The 22,371-nt window shown below is 70.4% G+C and carries 17 protein-coding genes; 7 read left to right on the top strand and 10 right to left on the bottom strand.

From position 1 onward, the window contains the following. Positions 1-13 precede the first annotated feature (13 nt). Together pdxR and KV106_RS00760 are read left to right on the top strand one after the other, a co-directional pair. Complete coding sequence (gene pdxR / locus KV106_RS00765; RefSeq protein WP_261205689.1) at positions 14-1,510, top strand: MocR-like pyridoxine biosynthesis transcription factor PdxR; 1,497 nt, start codon at positions 14-16, stop codon at positions 1,508-1,510. A gap of 108 nt (positions 1,511-1,618) precedes the next feature. After that, positions 1,619-3,910: a DNA/RNA non-specific endonuclease gene (locus KV106_RS00760; RefSeq protein ID WP_261205688.1), complete on the top strand. Its 2,292-nt coding sequence runs from the start codon at positions 1,619-1,621 to the stop codon at positions 3,908-3,910. On the opposite strand, the gene KV106_RS00755 is transcribed toward KV106_RS00760, so the two are convergent. From KV106_RS00755 to KV106_RS00740, 4 genes are all read right to left on the bottom strand, one after another. After that, positions 3,855-4,397 carry a methylated-DNA--[protein]-cysteine S-methyltransferase gene (locus KV106_RS00755; protein ID WP_261205687.1) on the bottom strand — a complete coding sequence of 181 codons (543 nt, stop codon included), beginning with the start codon at positions 4,395-4,397 and terminating at the stop codon, positions 3,855-3,857. The two genes, KV106_RS00760 and KV106_RS00755, sit on opposite strands and share 56 nt — an antisense overlap. Then, positions 4,394-5,617, bottom strand: a complete 1,224-nt coding sequence (locus KV106_RS00750; protein WP_261205686.1) for a YbfB/YjiJ family MFS transporter — start codon at positions 5,615-5,617, stop codon at positions 4,394-4,396. The genes KV106_RS00755 and KV106_RS00750 overlap by 4 nt, the downstream gene beginning before the upstream one ends. A 71-nt stretch (positions 5,618-5,688) precedes the next feature. Beyond that, positions 5,689-8,760 (bottom strand): FAD-binding and (Fe-S)-binding domain-containing protein, encoded by a 3,072-nt coding sequence (locus tag KV106_RS00745; protein ID WP_261205685.1) that lies wholly within the window; start codon positions 8,758-8,760, stop codon positions 5,689-5,691. Between the two features lie 29 nt (positions 8,761-8,789). Continuing rightward, positions 8,790-9,497, bottom strand: coding sequence for a GntR family transcriptional regulator (locus KV106_RS00740; protein WP_261205684.1), 708 nt, complete (start codon positions 9,495-9,497; stop codon positions 8,790-8,792). Positions 9,498-9,628: 131 nt separating this feature from the next. Between KV106_RS00740 and KV106_RS00735 the strand changes: the two genes are divergently transcribed. The 3 genes from KV106_RS00735 (at position 9,629) to KV106_RS00725 (ending at position 12,795) form a co-directional block, all read left to right on the top strand. Next, complete coding sequence (locus KV106_RS00735; RefSeq protein WP_261205683.1) at positions 9,629-10,873, top strand: pyridoxal-phosphate-dependent aminotransferase family protein; 1,245 nt, start codon at positions 9,629-9,631, stop codon at positions 10,871-10,873. Between the two features lie 139 nt (positions 10,874-11,012). Further along, positions 11,013-11,990, top strand: a complete 978-nt coding sequence (locus tag KV106_RS00730; protein ID WP_261205682.1) for a Bug family tripartite tricarboxylate transporter substrate binding protein — start codon at positions 11,013-11,015, stop codon at positions 11,988-11,990. A 13-nt stretch (positions 11,991-12,003) separates the two neighbouring features. Further along, a complete protein-coding gene (locus KV106_RS00725) occupies positions 12,004-12,795 on the top strand; it encodes a 2-keto-4-pentenoate hydratase (RefSeq protein ID WP_261205681.1) in 792 nt (263 codons plus the stop codon). Here KV106_RS00725 and KV106_RS00720 read toward each other — a convergent pair. Beyond that, positions 12,744-13,706, bottom strand: a complete 963-nt coding sequence (locus KV106_RS00720; protein ID WP_261205680.1) for a LysR family transcriptional regulator — start codon at positions 13,704-13,706, stop codon at positions 12,744-12,746. The two genes, KV106_RS00725 and KV106_RS00720, sit on opposite strands and share 52 nt — an antisense overlap. Positions 13,707-13,809: 103 nt before the next feature. Between KV106_RS00720 and KV106_RS00715 the strand changes: the two genes are divergently transcribed. Both KV106_RS00715 and KV106_RS00710 read left to right on the top strand, forming a co-directional pair. Further along, complete coding sequence (locus KV106_RS00715) at positions 13,810-15,000, top strand: MFS transporter (protein ID WP_261205679.1); 1,191 nt, start codon at positions 13,810-13,812, stop codon at positions 14,998-15,000. A 27-nt stretch (positions 15,001-15,027) separates the two neighbouring features. Then, positions 15,028-16,077 carry an aldo/keto reductase gene (locus KV106_RS00710; protein ID WP_261205678.1) on the top strand — a complete coding sequence of 350 codons (1,050 nt, stop codon included), beginning with the start codon at positions 15,028-15,030 and terminating at the stop codon, positions 16,075-16,077. Here KV106_RS00710 and KV106_RS00705 read toward each other — a convergent pair. From KV106_RS00705 to KV106_RS00685, 5 genes are all read right to left on the bottom strand, one after another. Next, positions 16,061-16,957 carry a 2OG-Fe(II) oxygenase gene (locus KV106_RS00705; RefSeq protein WP_261205677.1) on the bottom strand — a complete coding sequence of 299 codons (897 nt, stop codon included), beginning with the start codon at positions 16,955-16,957 and terminating at the stop codon, positions 16,061-16,063. The two genes, KV106_RS00710 and KV106_RS00705, sit on opposite strands and share 17 nt — an antisense overlap. 13 nt (positions 16,958-16,970) lie before the next feature. Continuing rightward, positions 16,971-17,624: a hypothetical protein gene (locus KV106_RS00700; protein ID WP_261205676.1), complete on the bottom strand. Its 654-nt coding sequence runs from the start codon at positions 17,622-17,624 to the stop codon at positions 16,971-16,973. Positions 17,625-17,662: 38 nt separating this feature from the next. Next, the gene (locus tag KV106_RS00695; protein ID WP_261205675.1) at positions 17,663-18,295 is read right to left on the bottom strand and encodes a hypothetical protein; all 633 of its coding nucleotides are present in this window, start codon (positions 18,293-18,295) and stop codon (positions 17,663-17,665) included. Next, positions 18,292-19,692, bottom strand: a complete 1,401-nt coding sequence (locus tag KV106_RS00690) for a cytochrome-c peroxidase (RefSeq protein WP_261205674.1) — start codon at positions 19,690-19,692, stop codon at positions 18,292-18,294. Before KV106_RS00690 ends, KV106_RS00695 begins: the two co-directional genes overlap by 4 nt. A 179-nt stretch (positions 19,693-19,871) precedes the next feature. Then, complete coding sequence (locus KV106_RS00685; RefSeq protein WP_261205673.1) at positions 19,872-22,331, bottom strand: alkaline phosphatase family protein; 2,460 nt, start codon at positions 22,329-22,331, stop codon at positions 19,872-19,874. Between the last annotated feature and the right edge of the window lie 40 nt (positions 22,332-22,371).

Raw genomic sequence — 22,371 nt, 5'->3', positions numbered from 1 at the left:
CTGTAGATCCATTTTGGAGAAAGCGATAAGGCCACTTTCCAGCCCCCCGCAGGCCCGGCGCACGCCATCGAACCTCGATCTCGCGACGGAACCACCGCGCGAGGGCGAAGCCAAGCAGGCCTGGATCTACCGCCAGATCCGCGCCCGCATCCTCGACGGCGCGCTGGCCAGGGGCGCGCGCCTGCCCTCCACCCGGCAACTCGCGCAGCGCTGGCAGGTATCGCGCGTGACCGTCGACGCGGCCTACGACCAGTTGCGCAGCGAGGGCTACCTGGTCAGCCGGGCCGGATCGGGCACCTATGTGGCGGCGCAGGTGCCCGACCGCTTCTTCGAGGTCGGCGACGCGAAGCGGCGCCCGGCCACGCCCCGCTCGCGGCCGGCCTGGAAGACCGACATGGCGCCGCTCGCCGCCACCGAGGCCCACCAGGCCTTCATGGCGCGCGTGGCCGATCCGGCGCTGTTCCCGCTCGATCTCTGGCGCCGCGCGTTGCAGGCCAGCGCGCGGCGCGTGACCGCGGCGCAACTCGGCGACGACGACCCCTTCGGACTGCCCGAGCTGCGCGAGCAGATCGCCGGCTACCTCGGGGTGGCACGCGGCATCGCCTGCGAGGCCGAGCGGATCGTGGTCGTCTCGGGCATCCGCGAAGGGCTCGACCTCTGCGCGCGGCTGCTGCTCGCGCCCGGCGACAAGGTCCTGCTCGAGGACCCCGGCTACCTGCATGCCGCGCCGATCTTCGGCCAGCATGGGCGGCAGGCGGTCCCGGTGCCCATCGATGCCGAGGGCTTCCCGGTCGCGCATGCGCGCCAACATCCCGATGCGCGGCTCGCGCATGTCACGCCCGCGCACCAGTCGCCCAGCGGGATCACGATGCCCGTGTCGCGTCGGCTCGAACTGCTGTCGTGGGCCGAAGCCGCGCAGGCCTGGCTGGTCGAGGACGACTACGACAGCGAGTTCAGCTACGACAGCGCCCCGCTGCCCGCCCTCAAGAGCCTCGATGCGGCAGACCGCGTGATCCACTGCGGCAGCTTCAACAAGACCCTGTTCGGCGCGCTGCGCATCGGCTACATGGTGCTGCCGCGCGCGCTTGTCGCCGACTTCCGCCGCGCCCGCCACATCGCCGGGCGCTCCACCGGCGTGATCGAGCAGATGGCGCTGGCCCGCTTCCTCGAGAGCGGCGACTTCGCGCGCCATGTGCGGCGCGCGCGCCTGGTCTATGCGCGGCGCCGCGATCTCGTGCTCGGCGGCCTCCGGGCAGCGCTCGAGCCCGCGCGGCTGCATGTCACCGGGGAACACGCGGGCTTCCACCTCGTGTGGTGGCTGCCGCCGGACATGGCGCTCGAGCCGTTCCTGCGCGCGGCCGCGCGGCAGGGGCTGCGCTTCCAGTCGATCTCCGATTTCTGCCGGCGCAAGGACCTGCCGCCGGGGCTGGTGATCGGCTACACGGCGATGGACGACGCGGCGCTGCGCCGGCACGTCGACGAGCTGCGGCGGTTGATCCAGAGCGCCTGACGCGGCCGTGCCTTTGCATCGTCCTGTCATCAAGGCCCTCTAAAAGGCGAGCGAGACGGTCCGCGAATCCGCAATCGCCGCCGCCCCCGCGGCCAGTTGGAGGAGAACATGAACGAGCCCGCCCACATCGGTGTCGCCGCGCGCCTGCGCATCCAGCAGCAGGCCGAACAGATCCAGCGCTCGCTCGATGCGATCGGCGCCGGCCGGCCCGGCGACGCCGAGCCCGAGATGCTGCGCCGCAGCGCCGTGCTGCAGCGACGGATCGGCCTGCCGGTGCAGGAGGCCGCGCGCGAGGCGCCGCATTCGGGCGCGGAAAAGGTCTGGGGCAAGACGATCGACTTCGTCGACGTCGCCTTCCTGCAGCGTGGCGCCTATGCGGCGCGCGCCGTGGCGCGGATCGCGACGCGCGACGGCCAGGGCCTGGGCACCGGCTTCATGATCTCGCCCGTCCTGTTCCTCACCAACAACCACGTGATCGGCTCCAAGGCCGATGCGGCGGACCTGCTGGTGGAGTTCGACTACGAGCGCGACCTCGCGGGACGCCCGCGCGTGCCGACGCGCTTCGCCTTCGCGCCCGAGGCCTGCTTCCTCACCAACGACCAGGACGACCTCGACTACACCGTGCTGGCGGTCGGCGGCCGCCTGAGCGGCCCCGGCACGCTCGCGGGCTACAGCTTCCTGCCGATCTCCGCGGCCCGCGACAAGCACCAGCTGGGCGACCACGCCAACATCGTCCAGCACCCCGACGGCCGCATGAAGGAAGCCGTGCTGCGCGAGAACCAGCTGGTCTCGCGCGCGAGCACCACGCTGCACTACGTGGCCGACACCGAGCCGGGTTCCTCGGGCTCGCCGGTCTTCAACGTGCTGTGGCAGGTGATCGCCCTGCACCACTGGGGATCGCCGCACCGCGACCTTCTTGACCAGAACGGAAAGCGGATCGCCAAGACGGTCAACGAGGGCATCCGGATCAGCGCCATCGTGACCGACATGAACACGCGCAAGAGCGGCCTGCCGGCGCGCGAGCGCGAGAAGATCACCGAGGCCATCGCCGCGGGGCTGGACCCGCAGGTGCTGTCGTCGGTGGAGTCCGCGCCGGCCGTGGCGCATGACGCGTCGCTCGGCGCATCGGTCGACGTGGCCAGCGACGGCACGGCGACCTGGACCATCCCGCTGCGCGTGAGCGTGCAGCTGGGCGGCTACCCGGCCCGCGGCCCCGCGCAGGACGCCGCACCGCAACTGCCCGCCGCTGCAATGCCGCCGGGCACCGGCGAGGAGGCACGGGTCCAGGTCGATCCGGACTACGGCAACCGCGACGGCTACCAGCCCGACTTCCTGCCCGGCGTTGCCGTTCCCCTGCCCAAGCCGCGCGGCGCGGCGGCCCTGCGCGCGGTCTCCGTCAACACGCGTCCCAAGGCGGGCCGGCCCAGGTACGAACTGGCGTACGAACACTTCAGCGTGGTGATGCACAAGGAACGGCGGCTGGCCTGCTTCACGGCCACCAACATCGACGGACGGCTGGCCAAGAGCTACGACCGCAGCACCGGCGTCATCGCCGCCTTCCATCCGGGCGAGGAAGAAGCGGACGAGGCCCCGGAGGCCAGCGAGCTCTGGTTCATCGATCCGCGCATCCCCGAGGAAGAGCAGACCCCGCCCGCGCTGTACGCGGGACAGACGGCCTACGACGCGCAGGGCGCGGCCATCGTCGACAAGCGCAAGGCGGACCATGCGAACCGGATCTTCCAGCAAGGCCACCTGACGCGCCGGCAGGATCCGCTCTGGGGCCCGGACGACATCGTCGTGCGCGCCAATGCCGACACCTTCCACGTGACCAACCGATCGCCGCAGGTGGGCTTCTTCAACATGGGCAAGAGAAAGCCGGGCGCCGAAGCCGCCGCGCACGCGGGCGGCACGCTGTACTGGCGCGCGCTCGAGGACTTCGCGCTCAACAACGCGGTGGCGGACCAGGCGCGCGTGAGCGTGTTCACCGGACCGATCTTCGACGACGAGAACGACATTCCCTGGGACCGCGGCATGCCCGAAATGGCCGGGTTCAAGGCCCCGCGCGAGTACTGGAAGATCGTTCTGCGCGTGGAGGACGGCCAGTTGCGGGCGACCGCCCTGAGCATCGACCAGACGCCGCTCATCGACTACGTGCCCGAGGCCGTGCTGTCCGAAGCGGCCCTGGCGCGCGTGAGCTTCGAGAAGGTGAAGCGCTACCACGTGAGCATCGCGGAACTGGAGCGCAGGACCTCCCTCGATTTCGGCGCGAAGGTGCGAGCTGCCGACACCCATCGGGGCGGGGAACGGCGCGAGGTCGCGTCCTTGAGCCAGCTGCTGAACGTTGCTAGAACAGGGACGCCATCCCGTTCGGCCGCGCGCCCTCGATATCGAGCATCCTGAGCTTGGTCAGCGCCCCGCCGCCGGCCGAGAAGCCGCCGGGCTTGTTGCCGGCCGCCAGCACGCGGTGGCATGGCACCACGGGCGCGAAGGGATTGAGGCCCATGGCCTGGCCCACCGCGCGCGCCAGCGTCCTGTCGCCCAGTTCCTCGGCGATCTCGCCGTAGGTGCGCGTGTGGCCCGGCGGAATGCGCCGCGCGAGCTCGTAGACGCGTCGATGGAAGTCGGACAGGCCGCGCATGTCGAGCACGATGTCGCGCAGGTCGTCCTGCGCGCCTTCCAGCAAGGCCTGCACGGCGGCGATGGCGCGTCGCGCCTCGGCATTCGGCTCGGCCTCGGGCAGCTCCGGAAAGCGCTGGCGCATGCGACGGCGCGCGGGCTGCTCGGTGGGGTCGTCCTGCGGCAGTTGCACGCCGACCAATCCTTGCGGACCCCAGGCGACGCCGCAGACGCCGAGCGCGGTATCGAACACGGCGAAGCCGGCGTTCATGCGGGTTCCAGCGCATGCTGGCGCGAAGCCAGCACGGCTCCGAGCCACAGCGCGATCGCCGACCCCACGAGGCCGCGCGCCAGTCCGCCCGGTCCGTCGGAGATCCAGCCGGTGATGGTCGGGCCCACGATCTGGCCGAAGGCGAACACGATGGTGAAGACGCTGATGCCCTGGGCCCAGCGCGAGGACGGCAGGTTGTGGCGCACCAGCGCGGTGGTCGAGGCCACCACCGAGAGGAACACGCCGCCGAACAGCAGCCCCGAGACCAGCGCGATGGGCGCCGAGGCGCTGAGCACCGGCAGCAAGGTCGCCACGCCCAGCAGCCCGTTGAGCAGCGCCTGCGGCTGGCCGCCACGGTAGCGATCGAGCAGCCCGGCCCACAGCCGCGACGAGGCGATGCAGGCGATGCCCAGCAGCGAATAGAACAGCGTGACGAAGCCCGCGCTCGCGCCCTGCTCGCGCAGCAGCGCGATCACGAAGGTCATGTAGCCGATGTAGCCGATGCCGAAGAAGCCATAGCCCGCGAGCGCCCAGCCGAAACGCCGCAGCGCGACCGGCGCGCCGGGTGCGGCACCGGGCGCCGCGGCGGCGGGCACGGGCGCGGGCCGATCGGGCAGCGCGCGGCCGGCCCAGGCCAGCAGCACGGTCGCCACGCCGCTGGCCACCGCCAGCGCCCACCAGGCCCAGGCCCAGCCATGCGGTTCGCCCGCCGCGGCCTGCAGCACCTGCGGCACGAGCAGCGCCGAGGCCAGGATGCCGAAGCCGGTGCCGCCGTAGTAGATGCCCAGCAGCAGGCCGCCGCGCGAGGCATCGGCCTCGCCGAGCCGCGCGGCCATCAACCCGCCCGCCACGAACACCCAGGCGCTCGCGATGCCCGCGAGCAGCCGCTGCAGCAGCAGCGCGGGCGCCGCGGTGACGAAGCCGCTGCCGGCCATGAACAGGCTCGCGAGCACCGCGCCCACCACCAGCAGCCGGCTCACGCCGAAGCGCCGCATCAGCGCCGGCGTGACCAGCGCGCCGGCCAGGTAGCCGACCGCGTTGGCGGTGTTCATGCCGCCCGCCAGCGCATAGCTCCAGCCGAGGTCGTCGCGCATCGGCGGCAGCAGCAGCGCATAGGCGAAGCGCGTGATGCCGAGCGAGACGGCCGCGCCCATCGACAGGGCGAAGGCCAGCCGCAAGGTGGGCGGCACGGGGGCGGAGGAAGTCAGGGTGGTCGACATCGGGCGGTGCACGGGGAGGCACCATTCTGCGGCAGGCCGCGCCGCCGCGCTGTCGCGCGTGAATCGGCCGCTCAGTGCACGCCGGCGTCCGCCTGCACCAGCAGGCGCTCGAGCAGCACCGCCACATGCACCGCCTCGCGCTGCGCGCCATCGGCGATCTGGTGCCGGCAGCTCGTGCCGTCGGCCACCACGATGGCGCCGGGCTTGGCGCGGATCGCGGGCAACAGGCTGGCTTCGGCCATGCGCATCGAGACCTCGTAGTGGCTGGCCTCATAGCCGAAGCTGCCGGCCATGCCGCAGCACGAGCTCTCGATCAGTTCGGGCGCGGCGCCCGGGATCAGCTTCAGCACCTCGAGCACCGGGCTCACCGCGCCGAAGGCCTTCTGGTGGCAGTGGCCGTGCAGCAGGATCGGCGCCTCGGCCGGCCTGAGCGCGAGCTCGAAACGGCCGGCGCGGACCTCGCGCGCGACGAACTCCTCGAACAGCAGCGCCTGTTTCGCCACGGTCTCGGCCTTCTCGCCGAAGCCCATCACCAGCGTCTCGTCGCGCAGCGTGAGCAGGCACGAGGGCTCCAGGCCCACCACCGGCACGCCCGCGCGCGCCAGCGGCAGCAAGGCATCGATCAGGGCCTCGGCCTTGCGCTGGGCCTCCTCCACCATGCCGCTGGCCAGGTAGGTGCGGCCGCAGCAATGGTGCGCGCCGCGCTTCTCGACCGTGTGCAGCACATAGCCCGCGGCCTGCAGCACGCGCGCGGCCGCGAGCGCGTTCTCGCTCTCGAAGGTGCCGTTGAAGGTGTCGACGAACAGCACCGCGGCCTTGCCGCCGCGCCGCGCGATCGCCAGCACCGTGTCGCGATCGGCGAACAGGCCGGGCTCGCCATCCCTGGCGCGCCAGAAGGTGTCGCCGCGCCAGGCCGGCAGCGAGCGCCTGGCCGAGAAGCCCAGCAGCTTCTCGCCGAGCCAGGCGGCGCCCGGCACGCTGTTGCGCAGGTTCAGGAGCCACGGCAGCCGGCTCGCGCGGTGCGCGTAGTCGGGCAGCCGCGCCACCAGCCGGTCCTTGAGCGTGTGGCCATGGCGCCGCTTGTAGTGGGCCAGGAACTCGATCTTCATCTTCGCCATGTCCACGCCGGTCGGGCAGTCGCGCTTGCAGCCCTTGCAGCCCACGCACAGGTCCATGGTCTCGTGCAGGGCCTCGCCGGTGAAGGCATCGGGGCCGAGCTGGCCCGACAGCGCCAGCCGCAGCGTGTTGGCGCGGCCGCGCGTGAGGTGCTGCTCGTCGCGCGTGACGCGGTAGCTCGGGCACATGGTGCCGGCGTCGAACTTGCGGCAGTGGCCGTTGTTGTTGCACATCTCGACCGCCTTGGCCAGGCCGCCGGTGCTGTCGCCGCCGGTGCCGGGCGCGGAGGTCTGCTCGGTCACCGGGTCGGCATTGACGTTCCAGGCCGACCAGTCGAGCACCGGCTTGAGTTCGATGCGGCGATAGGGCTTCGGCGCGGTCGGCGGCGCGAAGCGGAACAGCGCGCCGTCGTCCATGCGCGGCGGGTCAATGATCTTGCCGGGATTGAACAGGCCGACGGGATCGAGCTTGTGCTTGATCGCGCGGAAGGCCTCGTTGATCGCGGGCCCGAACTGCCACTCGATCCATTCGCCGCGGCACAGGCCGTCGCCGTGCTCTCCGCTGAAGGCGCCCTTGTACTTGCGCACCAGCGCCGAGGCCTCCTCGGCGATCGATCGCATCTTGGCGCCGCCATCGGCGCGCATGTCGAGGATCGGCCGCACATGCAGGGTGCCGACCGAGGCATGCGCGTACCAGGTGCCGCGCGAGCCGTGGCGCGCGAACACCTCGGTCAGCGCGTCGGTGTACTCGGCCAGGTGCGCTAGCGGCACGGCGCAGTCCTCGATGAAGCTCACCGGCTTGCCGTCGCCCTTGAGGCTCATCATGATGTTGAGGCCGGCCTTGCGCACCTCCCAGAGGTTCTTCTGGCGCGCCTCGTCGGGCATCTCGACCACGCTGCCCGGCAGGCCCAGGTCGCCCATCAATTCGACCAGTCGTGCCAGCGCCTGCAGCAGCGGCGCCTTCTCGGCGCCCGAGAACTCCACCAGCAGGATCGCGGCCGGCTTGCCGATCAGCGCGGTCTGCACCGTGGGCTTGAAGGCCGGGTTCGCGAGGCTCAGCTCGATCATCGTGCGGTCGACCAGCTCGACCGCGGTGGGCCCGAGCTTGACGATGTGCTGCGCGGCATCCATGGCCGCGTGGAAGGTCGGGAAGTTGACGATGCCCAGCACCTTGGCGCGCGGCAGCGGCGCCAGCTTGAGCGTGAGGCTGCGCGTGTAGGCCAGCGTGCCCTCGGCGCCGATCAGCAGGTGCGCGAGGTTCACGCTGCCGTCGGCCGTGTAGGGCTTCTCGCTCTGGTTGTCGAAGATGTCGAGGTTGTAGCCGGCCACGCGGCGCATCACCTTGGGCCAGTTCGCCGCGATCGCCTCGCGGTGCTGGCGCGCGAGGCCGCGCACGAACTGCGCGATGCCCGCGGCGCGCACGCCCAGCGTGCCCACGGGCCCGAAGTCCACCAGCTCGCCGCTCGACAGCCAGGCGCTCGCGCCGAGCACGTTGTGCACCATGTTGCCGTAGGCGATGGAGCGCGAGCCGCAGGAGTTGTTGCCGGCCATGCCGCCCAGCGTGGCCTGGGCGCTGGTCGACACGTCGACCGGATACCAGAGGCCGTGCGGCTTGAGCTGCGCGTTGAGGTGGTCGAGCACCAGCCCTGGCTCGACGGTGGCGGTGCCCGCTTCGAGGTCCAGGTCGAGCACGCGCCGGAAATGCTTGCTGTTGTCGATCACCAGCGCCGCGCCCGTGGTCTGGCCGCACTGGCTGGTGCCGCCGCCGCGCGCGAGCACCGGCACCTTGAGCTCGCGCGCCACGTCGATGGCGGTGGCGATGTCGCGCTCGGTCTTCGGCACGAAGGCGCCGACCGGCGTGATCTGGTAGATCGAGGCGTCGGTGGCGTAGCGGCCGCGCGAACCGGCGTCGAACAGCACCTCCCCTTGCGTCTCGGCGCGCAGGCGGCGCGCGAGCGCCTCGCAGGTGTCGTTGGGCGGCAGGACGGTTCCGGCGGGCTGGATGCGGCTGGCGGGTTCGATGAGCATCGGGGGTTTTTCTTTTGGGGGGAGCGCGCTCAGGGCGCCTTGGAACGGGTCTTCTTCGCGGGCGGATAGATCTCGCCCTCGCGCAGCAGCTCGAGCACGGTGTCGCGCTTGCGCAGCACGTGCGCGACCAGCACCTTGCGCATGGCGGCGGCGTCGCGCGCGGCCAGCGCCTCGATCATCTGTTCGTGCTCGGCCACGGCGCTCTTCCACTTGGCCTCGTTCTGGTTGGTGCGAAAGCGCAGCGACTGCACGCGCGCATTGATCGAGCGGTAGGTGTTCGACAGCACCGGGTTGCCCGCGGCCTCGTTGATCGCCGAATGGATGCGCGCATTGAGCCGGTAGTAGCCCGAGAGGTCGTGCCGCGCATAGCAGGCCAGCATCTCGTAGTGCAGCGCGCGCACCTCGGACAGCTGCTCCTCGGTGATGCGGCGCGCGGCCAGCTCGCCCGACATGCCCTCGAGCATCGACAGCACCTCGAAGGTGTCGATCACGTCGGCCTCGGTGAGCTTGACGGCCACCGCGCCGCGGTTGGGCAGCAGGTCGACCAGGCCCTCGGCCGCGAGCAGCTTGATCGCCTCGCGCAGCGGCGTGCGCGAGACGCGCAATTGCAGGCAGAGCTCGCGCTCGTTGAGCTTGGCGCCCGGCGCGATCAGGCCTTCGACCAGCATGGTGCGCAGCCGCGCCGCGACCTGGTCGTGCAGCGCGAGGCGGGAGATTTCGATGATTTCGGCGGTCATGGGATGCGTTCTTTGGGCCTCGTGATTGCATTTTGAATGCAAAAAAGAAGGCCTACAACCTCTGATATTCAGGGTAAACCAGCAGAACAAAATGAATTTTGAATGCAAAACTGGCGCCGAAAGGACCCGCCATGCTGCAACTCGACCTCCATCCCACCGGCCGTCACTTCCTCCAGATCCCCGGCCCCAGCCCGGTGCCCGACCGCATCCTGCGGGCCATGAGCCTGCCCACCATCGACCACCGCGGGCCCGAGTTCGGCACGCTGGGCCTGAAGGTGCTCGGCGGCATCCAGCAGATCTTCAAGACGAAGCACCCGGTCGCGATCTACCCGGCCTCGGGCACCGGCGCCTGGGAAGCCGCGCTCGCCAACACGCTGAGCCCGGGCGACCACGTGCTGATGTACGAGACCGGCCACTTCGCCTCGCTGTGGCAGAAGATGGCCACGCGCCTGGGCGTGTCGACCGAGTTCCTCGCCTACGCGGGCAGCGACGACCAGTTGCCCCATGCGCCGAGCTGGCGCCGCGGCGTGCAGGCCGAGCTGATCGAGGCACGATTGCGCCAAGACACCGAGAAGAAGATCAAGGCCGTGTGCGTGGTGCACAACGAGACCTCCACCGGCGTCACCTCCGACATCGCCGCGGTGCGCCAGGCGATCGACGCGGCCGGCCATCCGGCCCTCTTGATGGTCGACAGCATCTCGGGCCTCGCGAGCGCCGATTTCCGCCATGACGAATGGGGCGTGGACGTCACGGTCAGCGGCTCGCAGAAGGGCCTGATGCTGCCGCCGGGCATCAGCTTCAACGCGCTCTCGCCGCGCGCGCTCGAGGCATCGAAGAGCGCGAAGCTGCCCAAGGCCTTCTGGGCCTGGGACGAGATCGTCGAGATGAACAAGGATGGCTACTGGCCCTACACGCCCAACACCAACCTGCTCTACGGCCTCTCGGAATCGCTCGACATGCTGCTGGGCGAAGGGCTGGACAACGTGTTCGCGCGCCACCGCCGCTGGGCCGCGGGCGTGCGCGCCGCGGTCCAGGCCTGGGGCCTGCCGATCCAGTGCGCCGATCCGGCCGTCTATTCGCCGGTGCTCACGGGCGTGATCACGCCCGAGGGCGTCGACGCCGATGCGCTGCGCCGGCTGATCCACCAGCGCTTCGACCTCTCGCTGGGCACGGGCCTGGGCAAGCTCAAGGGCCGCATGTTCCGCATGGGCCATCTCGGCGACAGCAACGACCTCACGCTGGTGGCCATGGTCGCGGGTGTCGAGATGGGCATGAAGCTCACCGGCATCAAGCTGGCCGGCAGCGGCGTGCAGGCGGCGATGGACCATTTCGCGAGCCATGCGGCCGCGCCGGTGGCGCTGAAGAAGGCCGCATAGCGACACAGGGAGCCTCGATCGATTCCAGGCCGCAGCGCGCCGCTCGAACGGCGCGGCGGCCTCGGCGCGAGGGCCGCACGGACATGCGCCCTTCCCGCCCCGCATCCGACACCCCCATCCATCCACGGAGACAAGCACGATGCAACGACGTTCCCTGATCCAGGCCGCGACCGCCGCGGCCGCCACGCTGGGCGTGCCCCGGCTGTTCGCACAGGACTGGCCCAACGCGCCGGTGCGCATCGTGGTGGGTTTCCCGCCGGGCGGCGGCACCGATGCGCTGGCGCGCGTGGTGGCGCAGAAGCTCACCCAGATGTGGAACCAGCAGGTGATCGTCGAGAACAAGGCCGGCGTGGCCGGCGTGCTCGCGGCCGACTACGTGGCGCAGCAGCCGAGCGACGGCAGCACGCTGCTGATGGCTCACATCAACAGCCATGCGCTCGCGCCCAGCCTGCAGCCCAAGCTGCGCTACAGCGTGGAGCGCGACTTCGTGCCGATCGTGCTGGTGGGCGTCACGCCCAACCTGCTGATCGCGAGCCCGGCGCAGAAGGCGCTCACGGTGAAGGACATCGTGGCCGCCTGCAAGGCCGCACCCGGCACGCTGAGCTTCGGCTCGGCCGGCGCGGGATCGGCGCAGCACCTGGCGCTCGAGATGTTCAAGCTGCAGGCCGGCGTCGATGCGCTGCACGTGCCCTACAAGGGCAGCGGGCCGCTGCTGGCCGACCTGATGGGCGGGCAGATCCAGTACAGCTTCGAGACCATGACCGCGGCCACGCCGCACGTGAAGAGCGGCCGCGTGCTCGCCGTGGCGCAGACGCGCACCCAGCGCGCCAAGGGCCACCCGAACGTGCCGACCATGCAGGAACAGGGCTTCCAAGGCTTCGAGGCCACCACCTGGTACGGCCTCGCGGGCCCGGGCAAGCTGCCGGCCGCCATCGCGCAGAAGGTCAACCGCGACGTGAATGCCGTGCTCGCCATGCCCGACGTGCAGGAGAAGCTCGACACCTACGGCGCCGAGGACGGCGGCGGCTCGCAGGACAAGTTCAGGCAGTTCATCCACACCGAGATCGCCAAGTGGGCCAAGGTTGTGAAGGACGGCAACGTGCGCGTCGAATCTTGAGAAGATCGGCGGCATGAACGCACACACGACCACCCTGCCCCCTTCTCTTTCCGCGCTGGCCGACGCCCTCGTCGCCGCGCGCCGCGCCAACCGCACGCTCGATGCCGTGCCCTGGCTCGACACGCTGCACGAGCCCGCCGAGGCCTACGCGGTGCAGGACGCGGTGGCCGCGGCACTCGGCTGGTTCGACGCGGGCACCCTGCCCGGCTGCTGGAAGTCCGGCGGCGGCTCGCGCAATGCGACGCTCACGCATGCGCCGCTGCCGCCCGCCGGCGTGCGCCAGAGCCCGGCCGATTGTTCCGACCTCGTGTTCCACCAGCCCGGCATCGAGGCCGAGATCGCGCTGCGCCTGGGCCGCGAGGTCACGCCGGCACAGGCCGCGTCGCTCGACCATGAAGACGCGGCCGCGCTGGTCGATGCCATGACGGTCTCCATCGAGGTCTGCGATGCGCGCTGGCAGGACCGCGAGGCCGCCACGCCGTTGCTGCGGCTGGCCGACTCGCAGGTGCATGGCGCGCTGGTGCTCGGCGAATGGCGGCCCTTCGCCGCCATCGACTGGGCCTCGCAGCGCTGCGAAACCAAGATCGGCAACGCCGACACGGTGGTGCGCGAAGGCAGCCATCCGCTCGGCGACCCGGCCTGGCTGCTGCCGATCTGGCTGCGCCATCTCACGCGCCATGGCCAAAGCGTACCGGCCGGCACGGTCGTCACCACCGGTTCCTGGATCGGCCTGCTGCCCTGCGCGCGCGGCGATCAGGTGACGGCCGATTTCCCCGGCATCGGCGCCGTGCGGCTGCGCGTGTAGCGCCCGCCACCCACGCCCGAACAGGCCACGAGGAAGTCGAGCACCGCGCGCACCCGCGCCGGCAGGGTGCCGGCCTTGCCGATGTAGACCGCGTGGATCGGCTCCACCTCGTTCGGGTTGAACTCCTCGAGCAGCGGCACGAGCCGGCCCGCGTCGATGTCGTGCTGCGTGTGATAGAGCGACAGCCGCGTGATGCCCGCGCCCGCGATCGCGAGGTGGCGCAGGGTCTCGCCATCGCCCGCGCGCACCGGGCCGGCCACCGGCAGCAGGATCGTCCGGCCGTCGATACGGAACGGCCAGTCGGGCGCGCTGCGCCGGTAGGTCCAGCCCAGGCGGCTGTGCGCCTCGAGTTCCTGCGGCGTGCGCGGCGTGCCGTACTTCGCGAGGTAGGACGGGGCGGCCAGGAGGGTCTGGCTGGTGTCGCCGATGCGCCGCGCCACCAGGTCGGAGGCCGGCAGCTGGCCCCAGCGGATCGCGATGTCGGCGCGCTCGTCCATCAGGTCGACGATGCGGTCGGTCAGCGCGATGTCGAGCGTGATCTGCGGATGCAGTTCGATCAGCTTCGGCACCAGCGGTACCAGCATGTGGTGGCCGAAGGACACGCTGGCATTGATGCTGACCCGGCCGCGCGGCGCGGCACCGGCGGCGGCGCAGCGCTCGGCCTCGTCCATGTCGGCCAGCACGCGGTGGCTGCGCTCGTAGAAATGCAGGCCCTCGGGCGTGAGCTGCAGCTTGCGCGTGGAGCGGTGCACGAGCTGGATGCCCAGCCGCGCCTCGAGGCGCGCCACCAGCTTGCTGACGGCCGAGGGCGTCATGCCCAGCAGCCGCGCGGCGGCCGAGAAGCCGCCCGCGTCGACCACCTGCACGAAGGCCTCCATCTCGCCCGAACGGTTGACCTCGATGCGCGGCATGGCGTGTTCTCCGGTGGATTCGGCTTGTGAGTTGAATTCACAAGTGCATTGACCGGCGGCATTCTAGTCAACGAGGGACTTCGTCCGCACAGTACAGGGCATCATGCCCATCGCTCTACTCGCCCTCACCGCCGGTGCCTTCGGAATAGGCACCACCGAATTCGTCATCATGGGCCTGCTGATGCAGGTCTCGACCGACCTCCAGGTCTCGATCACGGCCGCCGGCCTGCTGATCTCGGGCTACGCGCTCGGGGTCGCGGTCGGCGCGCCGCTGCTCACCATCGCCACCCGCCGGCTGCCGCGCAAGACCGTGCTGCTGGCGCTGATGGCGATCTTCACGCTCGGCAACATCGCCTGCGCGCTGGCACCCAGCTACGAACTGCTGATGGGCGCGCGCGTCATCACCTCGCTCGCGCACGGCACCTTCTTCGGCGTCGGCTCGGTGGTGGCCACCGGCCTGGTGGCGCCCGAACGCCGCGCCTCGGCCATCGCCATCATGTTCACCGGCCTGACCGCCGCCACCCTGCTGGGCGTGCCCTTCGGCGCCTGGCTGGGCCTGCACTTCGGCTGGCGCGCGGCCTTCTGGGCCGTGGCGCTGATCGGCCTCGTGGCGCTCGCGGTGTTGGCCGTGTTCGTGCCGCGCGTCGAGGGCGAGGCGAAGCCCGCGCCGCTGCGCGAAGAGATCGCCGTGCTGGCCCGGCCCCAGGTGCTGCTGGGCCTGGCGATGACGGTGCTCGGCTTCGCCGGCGTGTTCGCCGTCTTCACCTACATCCAGCCGCTGCTGACCCAGGTCACGGGCCTGTCGGAATCGGCGGTGTCGCCGATCCTGCTGGTGTTCGGCGGCGGCCTGGCCGTGGGCAACATCCTCGGCGGCCGGCTGGCCGATCGCGCGACCATTCCCGCGGTGCTCGGCACGCTGGCCGTGCTCGCGGTGGTGCTCGGCAGCATGCAGTTCGTGATCGGCACGCCGATCGCCGCGGTGGTCTTCGTCGGCCTGCTCGGCGTGGCCTCGTTCGCCACGGTGGCGCCGATGCAATTGCGCGTGCTCGAGAAGGCCTCGGGCGCGGGCCAGAACCTGGCCTCGAGCCTCAACATTGCGGCCTTCAACCTCGGCAATGCACTCGGCGCTTGGGCCGGCGGCGTGGTCATCGACCATGGCCCGGGCCTGCGCGCGCTGGGCTGGGCCGCGGCGCTCTTGACCGTGGCGGGCCTCGCGATCGCGCTGTGGAGCCGCGCGCTCGACCGGCGCGGCGACCGCGCCCTGCCCGGCGATTGCGCTTCGGTGCGCGCCTGATCCACCCCACGCTCAAGGAGAACCCTCATGGAACAACGCTTTCTCGGTCGCTCGGGCTTCAAGGTGCCCGCCCTCGGTTTCGGCGCCGGCACCTTCGGCGGACAGGGTCCTCTGTTCAGTGCCTGGGGCAACACCGGCACCGACGGCGCGCGCCGCATCGTCGACATCGCGCTCGATGCCGGCGTGAACCTGTTCGACACCGCCGACGTCTATTCGAACGGTGCCTCCGAGACCATCCTCGGCGCCGCGCTCAAGGGCCGGCGCGACAAGGCCATCGTCTCGACCAAGCTCTCGCTGCGCGCGGGCGACGGCCCGAACCAGGTCGGCGCCTCGCGCCACCACCTGGTGGGCGCGACCGAGGCCGCGCTCAGGCGGCTGGGCACCGACTACATCGACATCCTGCAGCTGCACGCCTTCGACGCGATGACGCCGGTCGAGCAGGTGCTGGGCACGCTCGATGCGCTCGTGAAGTCGGGCAAGGTGCGCTACATCGGCATGTCGAATTTCTCGGGCTGGCAGCTGATGAAGTCGCTCGCGGCCTCCGACCGGCTCGGCCTCGAGCGCTACGTGGCGAACCAGACCTACTACTCGCTGGTCGGGCGCGACTACGAGTTCGAGCTGATGCCGCTGGGCCTGGACCAAGGCGTGGGCGCGATCGTCTGGAGCCCGCTGGGCTGGGGCCGCCTCACGGGCAAGATCCGGCGCGGCCAGCCGCTGCCCGCGGGCAGCCGGCTGCACGAGACCGCCGGCTTCGCGCCGCCGGTGGACGACGAGCGCCTCTACCGCGTCGTCGACGCGATGGACATCGTGGCCGAGGAGACCGGCAAGACCCACGCGCAGATCGCGCTCAACTGGCTGCTGCAGCGGCCCACGGTGGCCAGCGTGCTGATCGGCGCGCGCGACGAGGCGCAGCTCAGGCAGAACCTCGGCGCTCTCGGCTGGCAGCTGAGCGACGCGCAGATGGCGCGGCTCGACACGGCCAGCGCGATCGCGCCGCCCTATCCGTACTACCCGTACTGGAACGGGCAGTTCGCGGAGCGCAGCGCGGTGGCGGTGCCGATCAACGCGCCGGCCTGAGCTCGCCGGCCGACACGAAGCGGCGCGCGCGCATCCACTTGGTCACGACCCATTTCTCGCCGCGCGTCACGGGCGCGCTCGCGTGCAGCGAGCGCGCGTCGACGCGCCCCTCGTCGTCGCCGTACTCGAAGTAGCAGGCATTGCCGCGAATCGGCGACATCGCCAGGCCCAGCTGCGGAAAGACGGTTTGGCCGCCCTCGGGCACGTCGTTGAGGTAGGTCACGAGCGTGCTCACGCGCTGGCCACTGCGCGCGATCGATTCGCGGTTGGCCAGGTTGCTCGGCGCCAGGTAGTCGTGGTGCGGATCGCTGCCCGCGCCCTCCGGGTAGTGCAGCAACTGCAGGCCCTCGCCGTTCTCCAGCGGCAGGTTCATCAGCGCCGACAGCCGCCGGTCGAGGCGGGCCACCAGCTCGTTCTCGGCCAGGCGGAAGAACATGCCCCAGCTCGCGCGCCGGTCGCTGACCACGTCGCGCCCGCTCATCGGATCGACCAGGGTGGAAGGCGCGAGGCGCGGCCGCGCCATCTCGATCAGGGCCCGGCACTCCTCGGCATCCATCACGTTGCCCAGCGAGGCATGGACCGGGTCCTCGCCGCGCGCATGCACGACGATCTCGCGGTCGATGGCCTGGATCCGCGTGCCCGGTGCGAGCCGCATCGCGGGCCGGGCGGCGCCCGCATCCGGCAGCTCGATGGCATCGACCGGCATCGCCGCGCCGCGCTGCCGCGCATCGACATGGGCCGCGACGATGGCCTGCGCGGCGCGTTCGTTCATGCCCTTGCCGCGCATCGTGGCGACCAGCGCCTGCGGCATCTGGCCGGCATCGAGCATGCCCTGGAGCCAGCGCCCCAGCTCGGGGGAAAAGCGCACGACGGTGCTCATGGCCGGTCGCCGATCAGACGGGACCCAGGTGCGGCACCCAGCCCTTGTCGCCGCGCGTGAAGCCCTGGCGCAGCTGCAGCGGGCCGTTGGCGCCATTCATGATGCGCGCGACCATCGGGAACACGCGCTGCGCGTCGGGGTCCTGCATCCACGGCGCCGGCTCGATGCGATAGGTGTAGCTCACCACGGCCATCGGATGGCTGGTGTCGATGCCGGCCAGCTTCACGTCGACGATCTTCTCGCGCTGCAGGTGCGCCACGCAGAAGTCGTTGGCATGCTCGGCGTCGCGGGTGGCATGCGAATGCGGCTTGTAGAACTTGCGGCCCTCGTCGGTCAGTTCGAAGCGCTTGACCGCGCCGTCGGGGTTCTCGGCGCTCTTCGGCGCGGCGACGATGGTGCTGCGCACCAGGCCCAGCTTCTCCATCACCGGAAACTGCACCGCATGGCGCGCGCCGGAACCGGCCTCGGCTTCGGTCAGGTCGATCGGCCAGTCGAACATCGCGAGGCAGATGTCGCCGCGCTCGGCCAGGTAGGCATCGAGCGGGGCCGCGAGGTTCTCGGCGGTGGGGGCGCTGGCGTCGGGGCCGGCGCTGCAGGCGGCGAGCGCGCAGAGCGCGCCCATCGCCGTGAGGGTTGTCAGGGTCTGGAGCGAGGAACGGAGATTCATGGGGTTCTGGTGGAGGTATCGGGTAGCCAAGGCGGGGCTCAGTGCAGGTCGAGTTCGTCCGCGACCCAGCCGCGCCGCGTGAGGTGGACGCCGAGGCGCATCTGCATCGTTCCCTCGCGCTGGATCGCGCGCGCGAGCAGCGGGAAGGCCTGCTGCACCTCGGGCGCGGCGGCCCAGGGATCGAGCGCGATGCGGTAGGTGAAGAGCAGCGAAGTCGTCGTGCGCTCGTCGCGGGTCTGTGGCGGGTCCCAGCCGACCAGGCGGTCGAGGCTCAAGGTGGCCGCGCAGAGGTCGCCCGGATGCACGACGGTCTGCGTGGTGGTGCGCACCACCACGGGCACCTGCAGATAGTGCTGGCGCCCCGTGTCGGTCAGCGCGTATTCGCGCGCGGCCGCGACGTCCTTGCCGGTCACGAAGCCCAGCTTCTCGAGCAGCGGCATCTGCTGTGCGTCGGGCGCGTTCGATCCGGTCGCGACCTTGATCGGCCAGTCGTACTTGGCCAGGCACACGTGGCCGCGCTGCGCGAGGTAGTCGGCGGCGGCCGCGGTGAAGTTGTCGCGGTTAGGCAGGCGCGCCTCCTCGTTGCCGCAGGCAGCGAGCAAGACCATCGGCAACGCGAGGCAGGCGGCGATGCCGAAGCGCCGCCAGGGGCTGGAGCGCGGGGCCGTCATTTCGCGCACCTGTCGGAGGCCGAGGGCGTGGCGCCGGGTTGGTAGCCATCGCTCAGCGTACCGAGGAAGCAGGCCAGGTCGGCGATCTGCTGCGGCGTCATGGCCGGCGCCGAGCCCGGCGTGCGTGGCTGGGTGCCGCTGGCCAGCGTCTTGTCGCCGCCCTCGCCCGTGCCCAGCGGCACTTCCTCGTCGATGTTGCCCTGCTGCGCGCGCGGCAGGTCGTTGTACTTGCGCACCGTCGCGCCCGGCACGGCCGTGGGCTGCAGCGCCCAGGCCGGATTCGCCCGCGGCGCGCCACTGCCGTCCTTGTCGGCCGGATACCAGTACTCGGGATGGGTGTCGCGCGTGTTGTAGAAGTTGAGCACCTGCTCCATCGAATGGAACACGCCGTTGTGGAAGAAGCTGCCGCGCGTCGCCACGTTGCGCAGCACCGGTACCTTGAACATGCCGCAGTAGGGGTTCGCCGTGTCCGCCGTGGCCGGCATGTGGTCGGTGCGGAAGGGACCGCAGAGGCCCATGTCGAAGTACTTCGGGTCGTCGTTGGCCGGAATCGGATCGGGATTGTTCGGGATCGAGCGGTCGTTGCGCGGCGCGCCGAGCGCCTGGTAGGTGAAGTCGCTCATGAGGCCGGTGTTGCCGTTGAAGTTGGCGCCCGTGTAGTGGCAGCCCGAGCAGTTGGCGACGCCGCTGCTGTGGAACAGCACCTCGCCGCGCCGCTCGGCGGGCGTCAGCACGCCGCCGATCTTGTTGAAGACATAGAGGTCGTACTTGCTGCTGTACGGATGGAAGCTCAGGTCCTCGGTCTCGAGGGCCTGGATCGCCTTGCCGAGCGCATCGAAGGCCTGGTCGGTGTCGTCGAACACCCTGGCGCCGAAGGCCTGCTGGAACAGCGCCGCATAGCCGCCCTCGCGCACCGCCTTCACCACCGCCTCCTTCGAGGCGGCATTCATCTCGACCGGGTTGAGCAGCGGCAGCGCGGCCTGCGCCGCCATCGTGGCCGCGCGGCCGTCCCACATGAAGCCGCCGCCCGGCGATTCGGAGGTCACGCCGTCGGGGTTGGGCGCGTTGTCGTCGTAGGCCGGCGTCGATTCGCGGTAGCGCAGCGAAGGCACGGCGCGCGCGCCGGTCTGCGCGATGTCGGAACCGAGCTGCACCGAGATGCTGTTGGGTGGACCATAGGCGTACTGCGGGTCGTGGCAGCTCGCGCACGACATGTTGCCGCCGCCCGAGAGCCGCTTGTCGAAGAAGGCCAGCTGGCCGACCTGGGCCGGCAGGCTCAGCACCTGGGGACGCGCCGCGACGGCGCCCTTGGCCGCCGCCGGGTCGGTACTGTTGCAGGCCGCCAGGGCCCACAGCGCGGCCGCGAGCACCATGCCGAGCGCGACCGTCTTTTCCATTGCCAAGTTCATCATTCAACGTTGCATCCCGCGAAGGCGGCCGGGCCGCCTTGCGGGATTTCGGAAACCTGAAACGCCAGATTCCAGACGGTCCGCAACGGATCCCGTCTGGAATGGCATGAGGGGAACCGACCCGCGGGGCGAGGCGATCCACCTCGCCCCGCGGATCGTCCTTCGGCTTACTTCGTCGCCCAGACGTTGGCCTGCGTCGCGTCAGGTCCCACCTGCGGCGTGATCTGGCCTTCGAGCTCGTTGCCCTTGTCCGGATTCTTCACGCCGACGATATCGGCCGGATAGAGCTTCTGCGTATAGCCCGCCGGAATCACGTAGGCATGGTTGATCGGCCGCACCGAGTCGAAGTGCGTGTCCGCGCTGCCCGAGTACTCAGGCAGTGCCGCGATGTTGGCCGTGATGAAGGCTTCGGTGTACTTGGCGCGGTTCAGGTAGCTCGCATCGACGGCCGGGTCGGCGATCTGGAACATGTCCTGCAGCGTGCGCACGAACGAGAAGTGGCTGTAGGCATCGCTGTCCACCACCTGCTTCTTCGCACCGCCCACGTCCTGCTGGTTGCTGATGATCCCGAAGATCGAGTTGCCGTGGCCGAAGTTGCCGCCGGCATAGTTGGGCGGCGGGGCGGTGGGCAGGGCCTTTCCGCTCGCGTCCACGGTCACTGGCGCGGCGCCGGAATTCGAACCTCCCGCGTTCCAGCCGCAGCACGAGCCGTTGTTGCCGCCTTCGCCTTCGTCGTACATCACGACGATCGCGACGCGCTTGTTCGGGTTCTTCCACAGCGCCGAGTTCTGGATCTTCTTGACCACCATGCCGAGGTAGATGTCGGCGCGCTGCACGCCATTGGCCTGGCCGCTGTTGGCGCTCACGCAACTGGTGTCCTGGCCGACGCCGTGCATGTCGTCGCACTGGTCGGGCACGACGAAGTTGATGTTGCCGACATCGCCGGTCTCCAGATCCTTGCTGAACTGGTCGTAGATCCAGCCGCTGGGGATGCCGTAAACCGAGGTCTTGAGCCAGTCGGCTTCCTGGTACTGGGTGCCGAAGATGGTGCGGTTGGTGGCCACGAACTCGGGCAGGTTGCGCGCATCCTGGAAGGCGATCGACGGGCCGTGCTTGACCTTGTAGAGACCGTTCCCCACCGCGTAGTTGTCCGAGCCCTTGAGGCTGGGCGTGGAGCCGTCGAGGTTGGTGATGCCCAGCTTGGCTGCGTCGTAGGTGGCGGCGACCTTCGAATCGGCGATGCTGTCGGCGCGCACGTCCTGGCCGGGGTTCATCGATTCGCTGTAGGTGCGGATCGTGCGGCCGGTCTTCGACATCAGCGTGAACAGGTTGTCGCCTGGGATGTTGTGCACGGTGCCGCCGGTCGGCGTGTCGCTGCAGGCTTCGCCCTTGGTCGTGCTGTAGCCGGCACGGGTGGTGCTGTTCGCCGGCGGTAGGTTGGCCTGCGTGGGCAGGGGCTGGCCGTCGGACGCCGTACCACCCTTGAACTCGACGTCGGTGACCGCGTAGGGCGTGCCCGCGACGGCGCCGCAGCCGAACCAGTTGTCGTCGTGGATGCCGAAGTCGTCACCACCGCCCAGCGCGGTGTAGTTCGGCTCCGACGGATTGCCGGTCGAGTAGTAGGTGCTGAGCTGGTTGTACTTCTTGAGGATGTAGTTGATGTTGACGGCGCGCGGGTTGTCCACGATCACGTCGGTCGACTTGTTCTCCTCGATGATCACGAAGATGTTGTCGTAAGCCGGCACGCCTTCGACGTTGAAGGCCGCCTGCTGCGCCTGCGCGAAGGTGATCGGCGCCTGCTTCTGCAGCGGCTGCGAGCGCGCGACGCTGCTGCCGTCCTTGTTGCTGAGGGTCACGCCCGACAGGCCCACGAGGCGCGGGTCGCCGCCCGCCACCGCGAGGTGGTCGGGGAACATGTCCTTGCGGTCGAGCTTGGCCGTCGCGTAGGTGTAGCGGTTGGTGAGCTCGTTGTCCTGGTACAGGGCCGCGTACTGGTCGGTGCCCTTCAGGCCGTTGACGTCGGCCAGCGGATCGGTGAGCGCGGCCGTGCCGAGGTTGAAGGTGGGCACGTTCAGGCGCGCGAGCAGGTTGGCCTTCTCGGCCTTGTAGCTGCTGCCGTTGGCTTCCACCAGGCGCTGCGCTTCGCTCGACAGCGGGCTGATGACGATCTTGGCCGCGCCCTGGTCGGCGATCTGGTCGGCCGAGGCGCGCAGGATCAGGTGGCTCGCGACCTTGGCGCCGGTGGCCGTGTTGGTCGCCGAGGTGCCGATGTCGGCCACGAGCTGGCCTCCCTGGGTGGTGGTCAGCGTGAACTTGCCGTTGGCGTCGGTGGTGGTCGAGGCTTCGCCGCTGTCGAGCACGCCGTTGCCGTTGGCATCGACGAAGACCGTGGCCTTCGCGTAGTAACCGGCCTTGAGCGTCGGGTTGCCCGAGGCGCTGCCCGGCACGAAACCGCTGGCGGCGACCACGCCGCTGAGCGTGACGGCGTTGCCGCCGCTGCCGTCGCCGGACGGCAGGAACGCGACACCGCTGCCGCCACCGCCGCCGCAGGCGGTCAGCACGGAGGCTGCGAGCACCGTGAGCGCGGGGCACAGCAGGCCGGTCTTGATCTTGTGGATGTTTTTCAAAGTCGACTCTCGATCGTTGGGGAATGCGAACGGACGCACG

Origin of the sequence: Variovorax endophyticus (genome assembly GCF_025376855.1) — a bacterium.
GTDB lineage: Bacteria > Pseudomonadota > Gammaproteobacteria > Burkholderiales > Burkholderiaceae_C > Variovorax.
The sequence above is the reverse complement of the archived record's forward strand: the minus strand, read 5'-3'. Positions and strand labels throughout refer to the sequence as shown.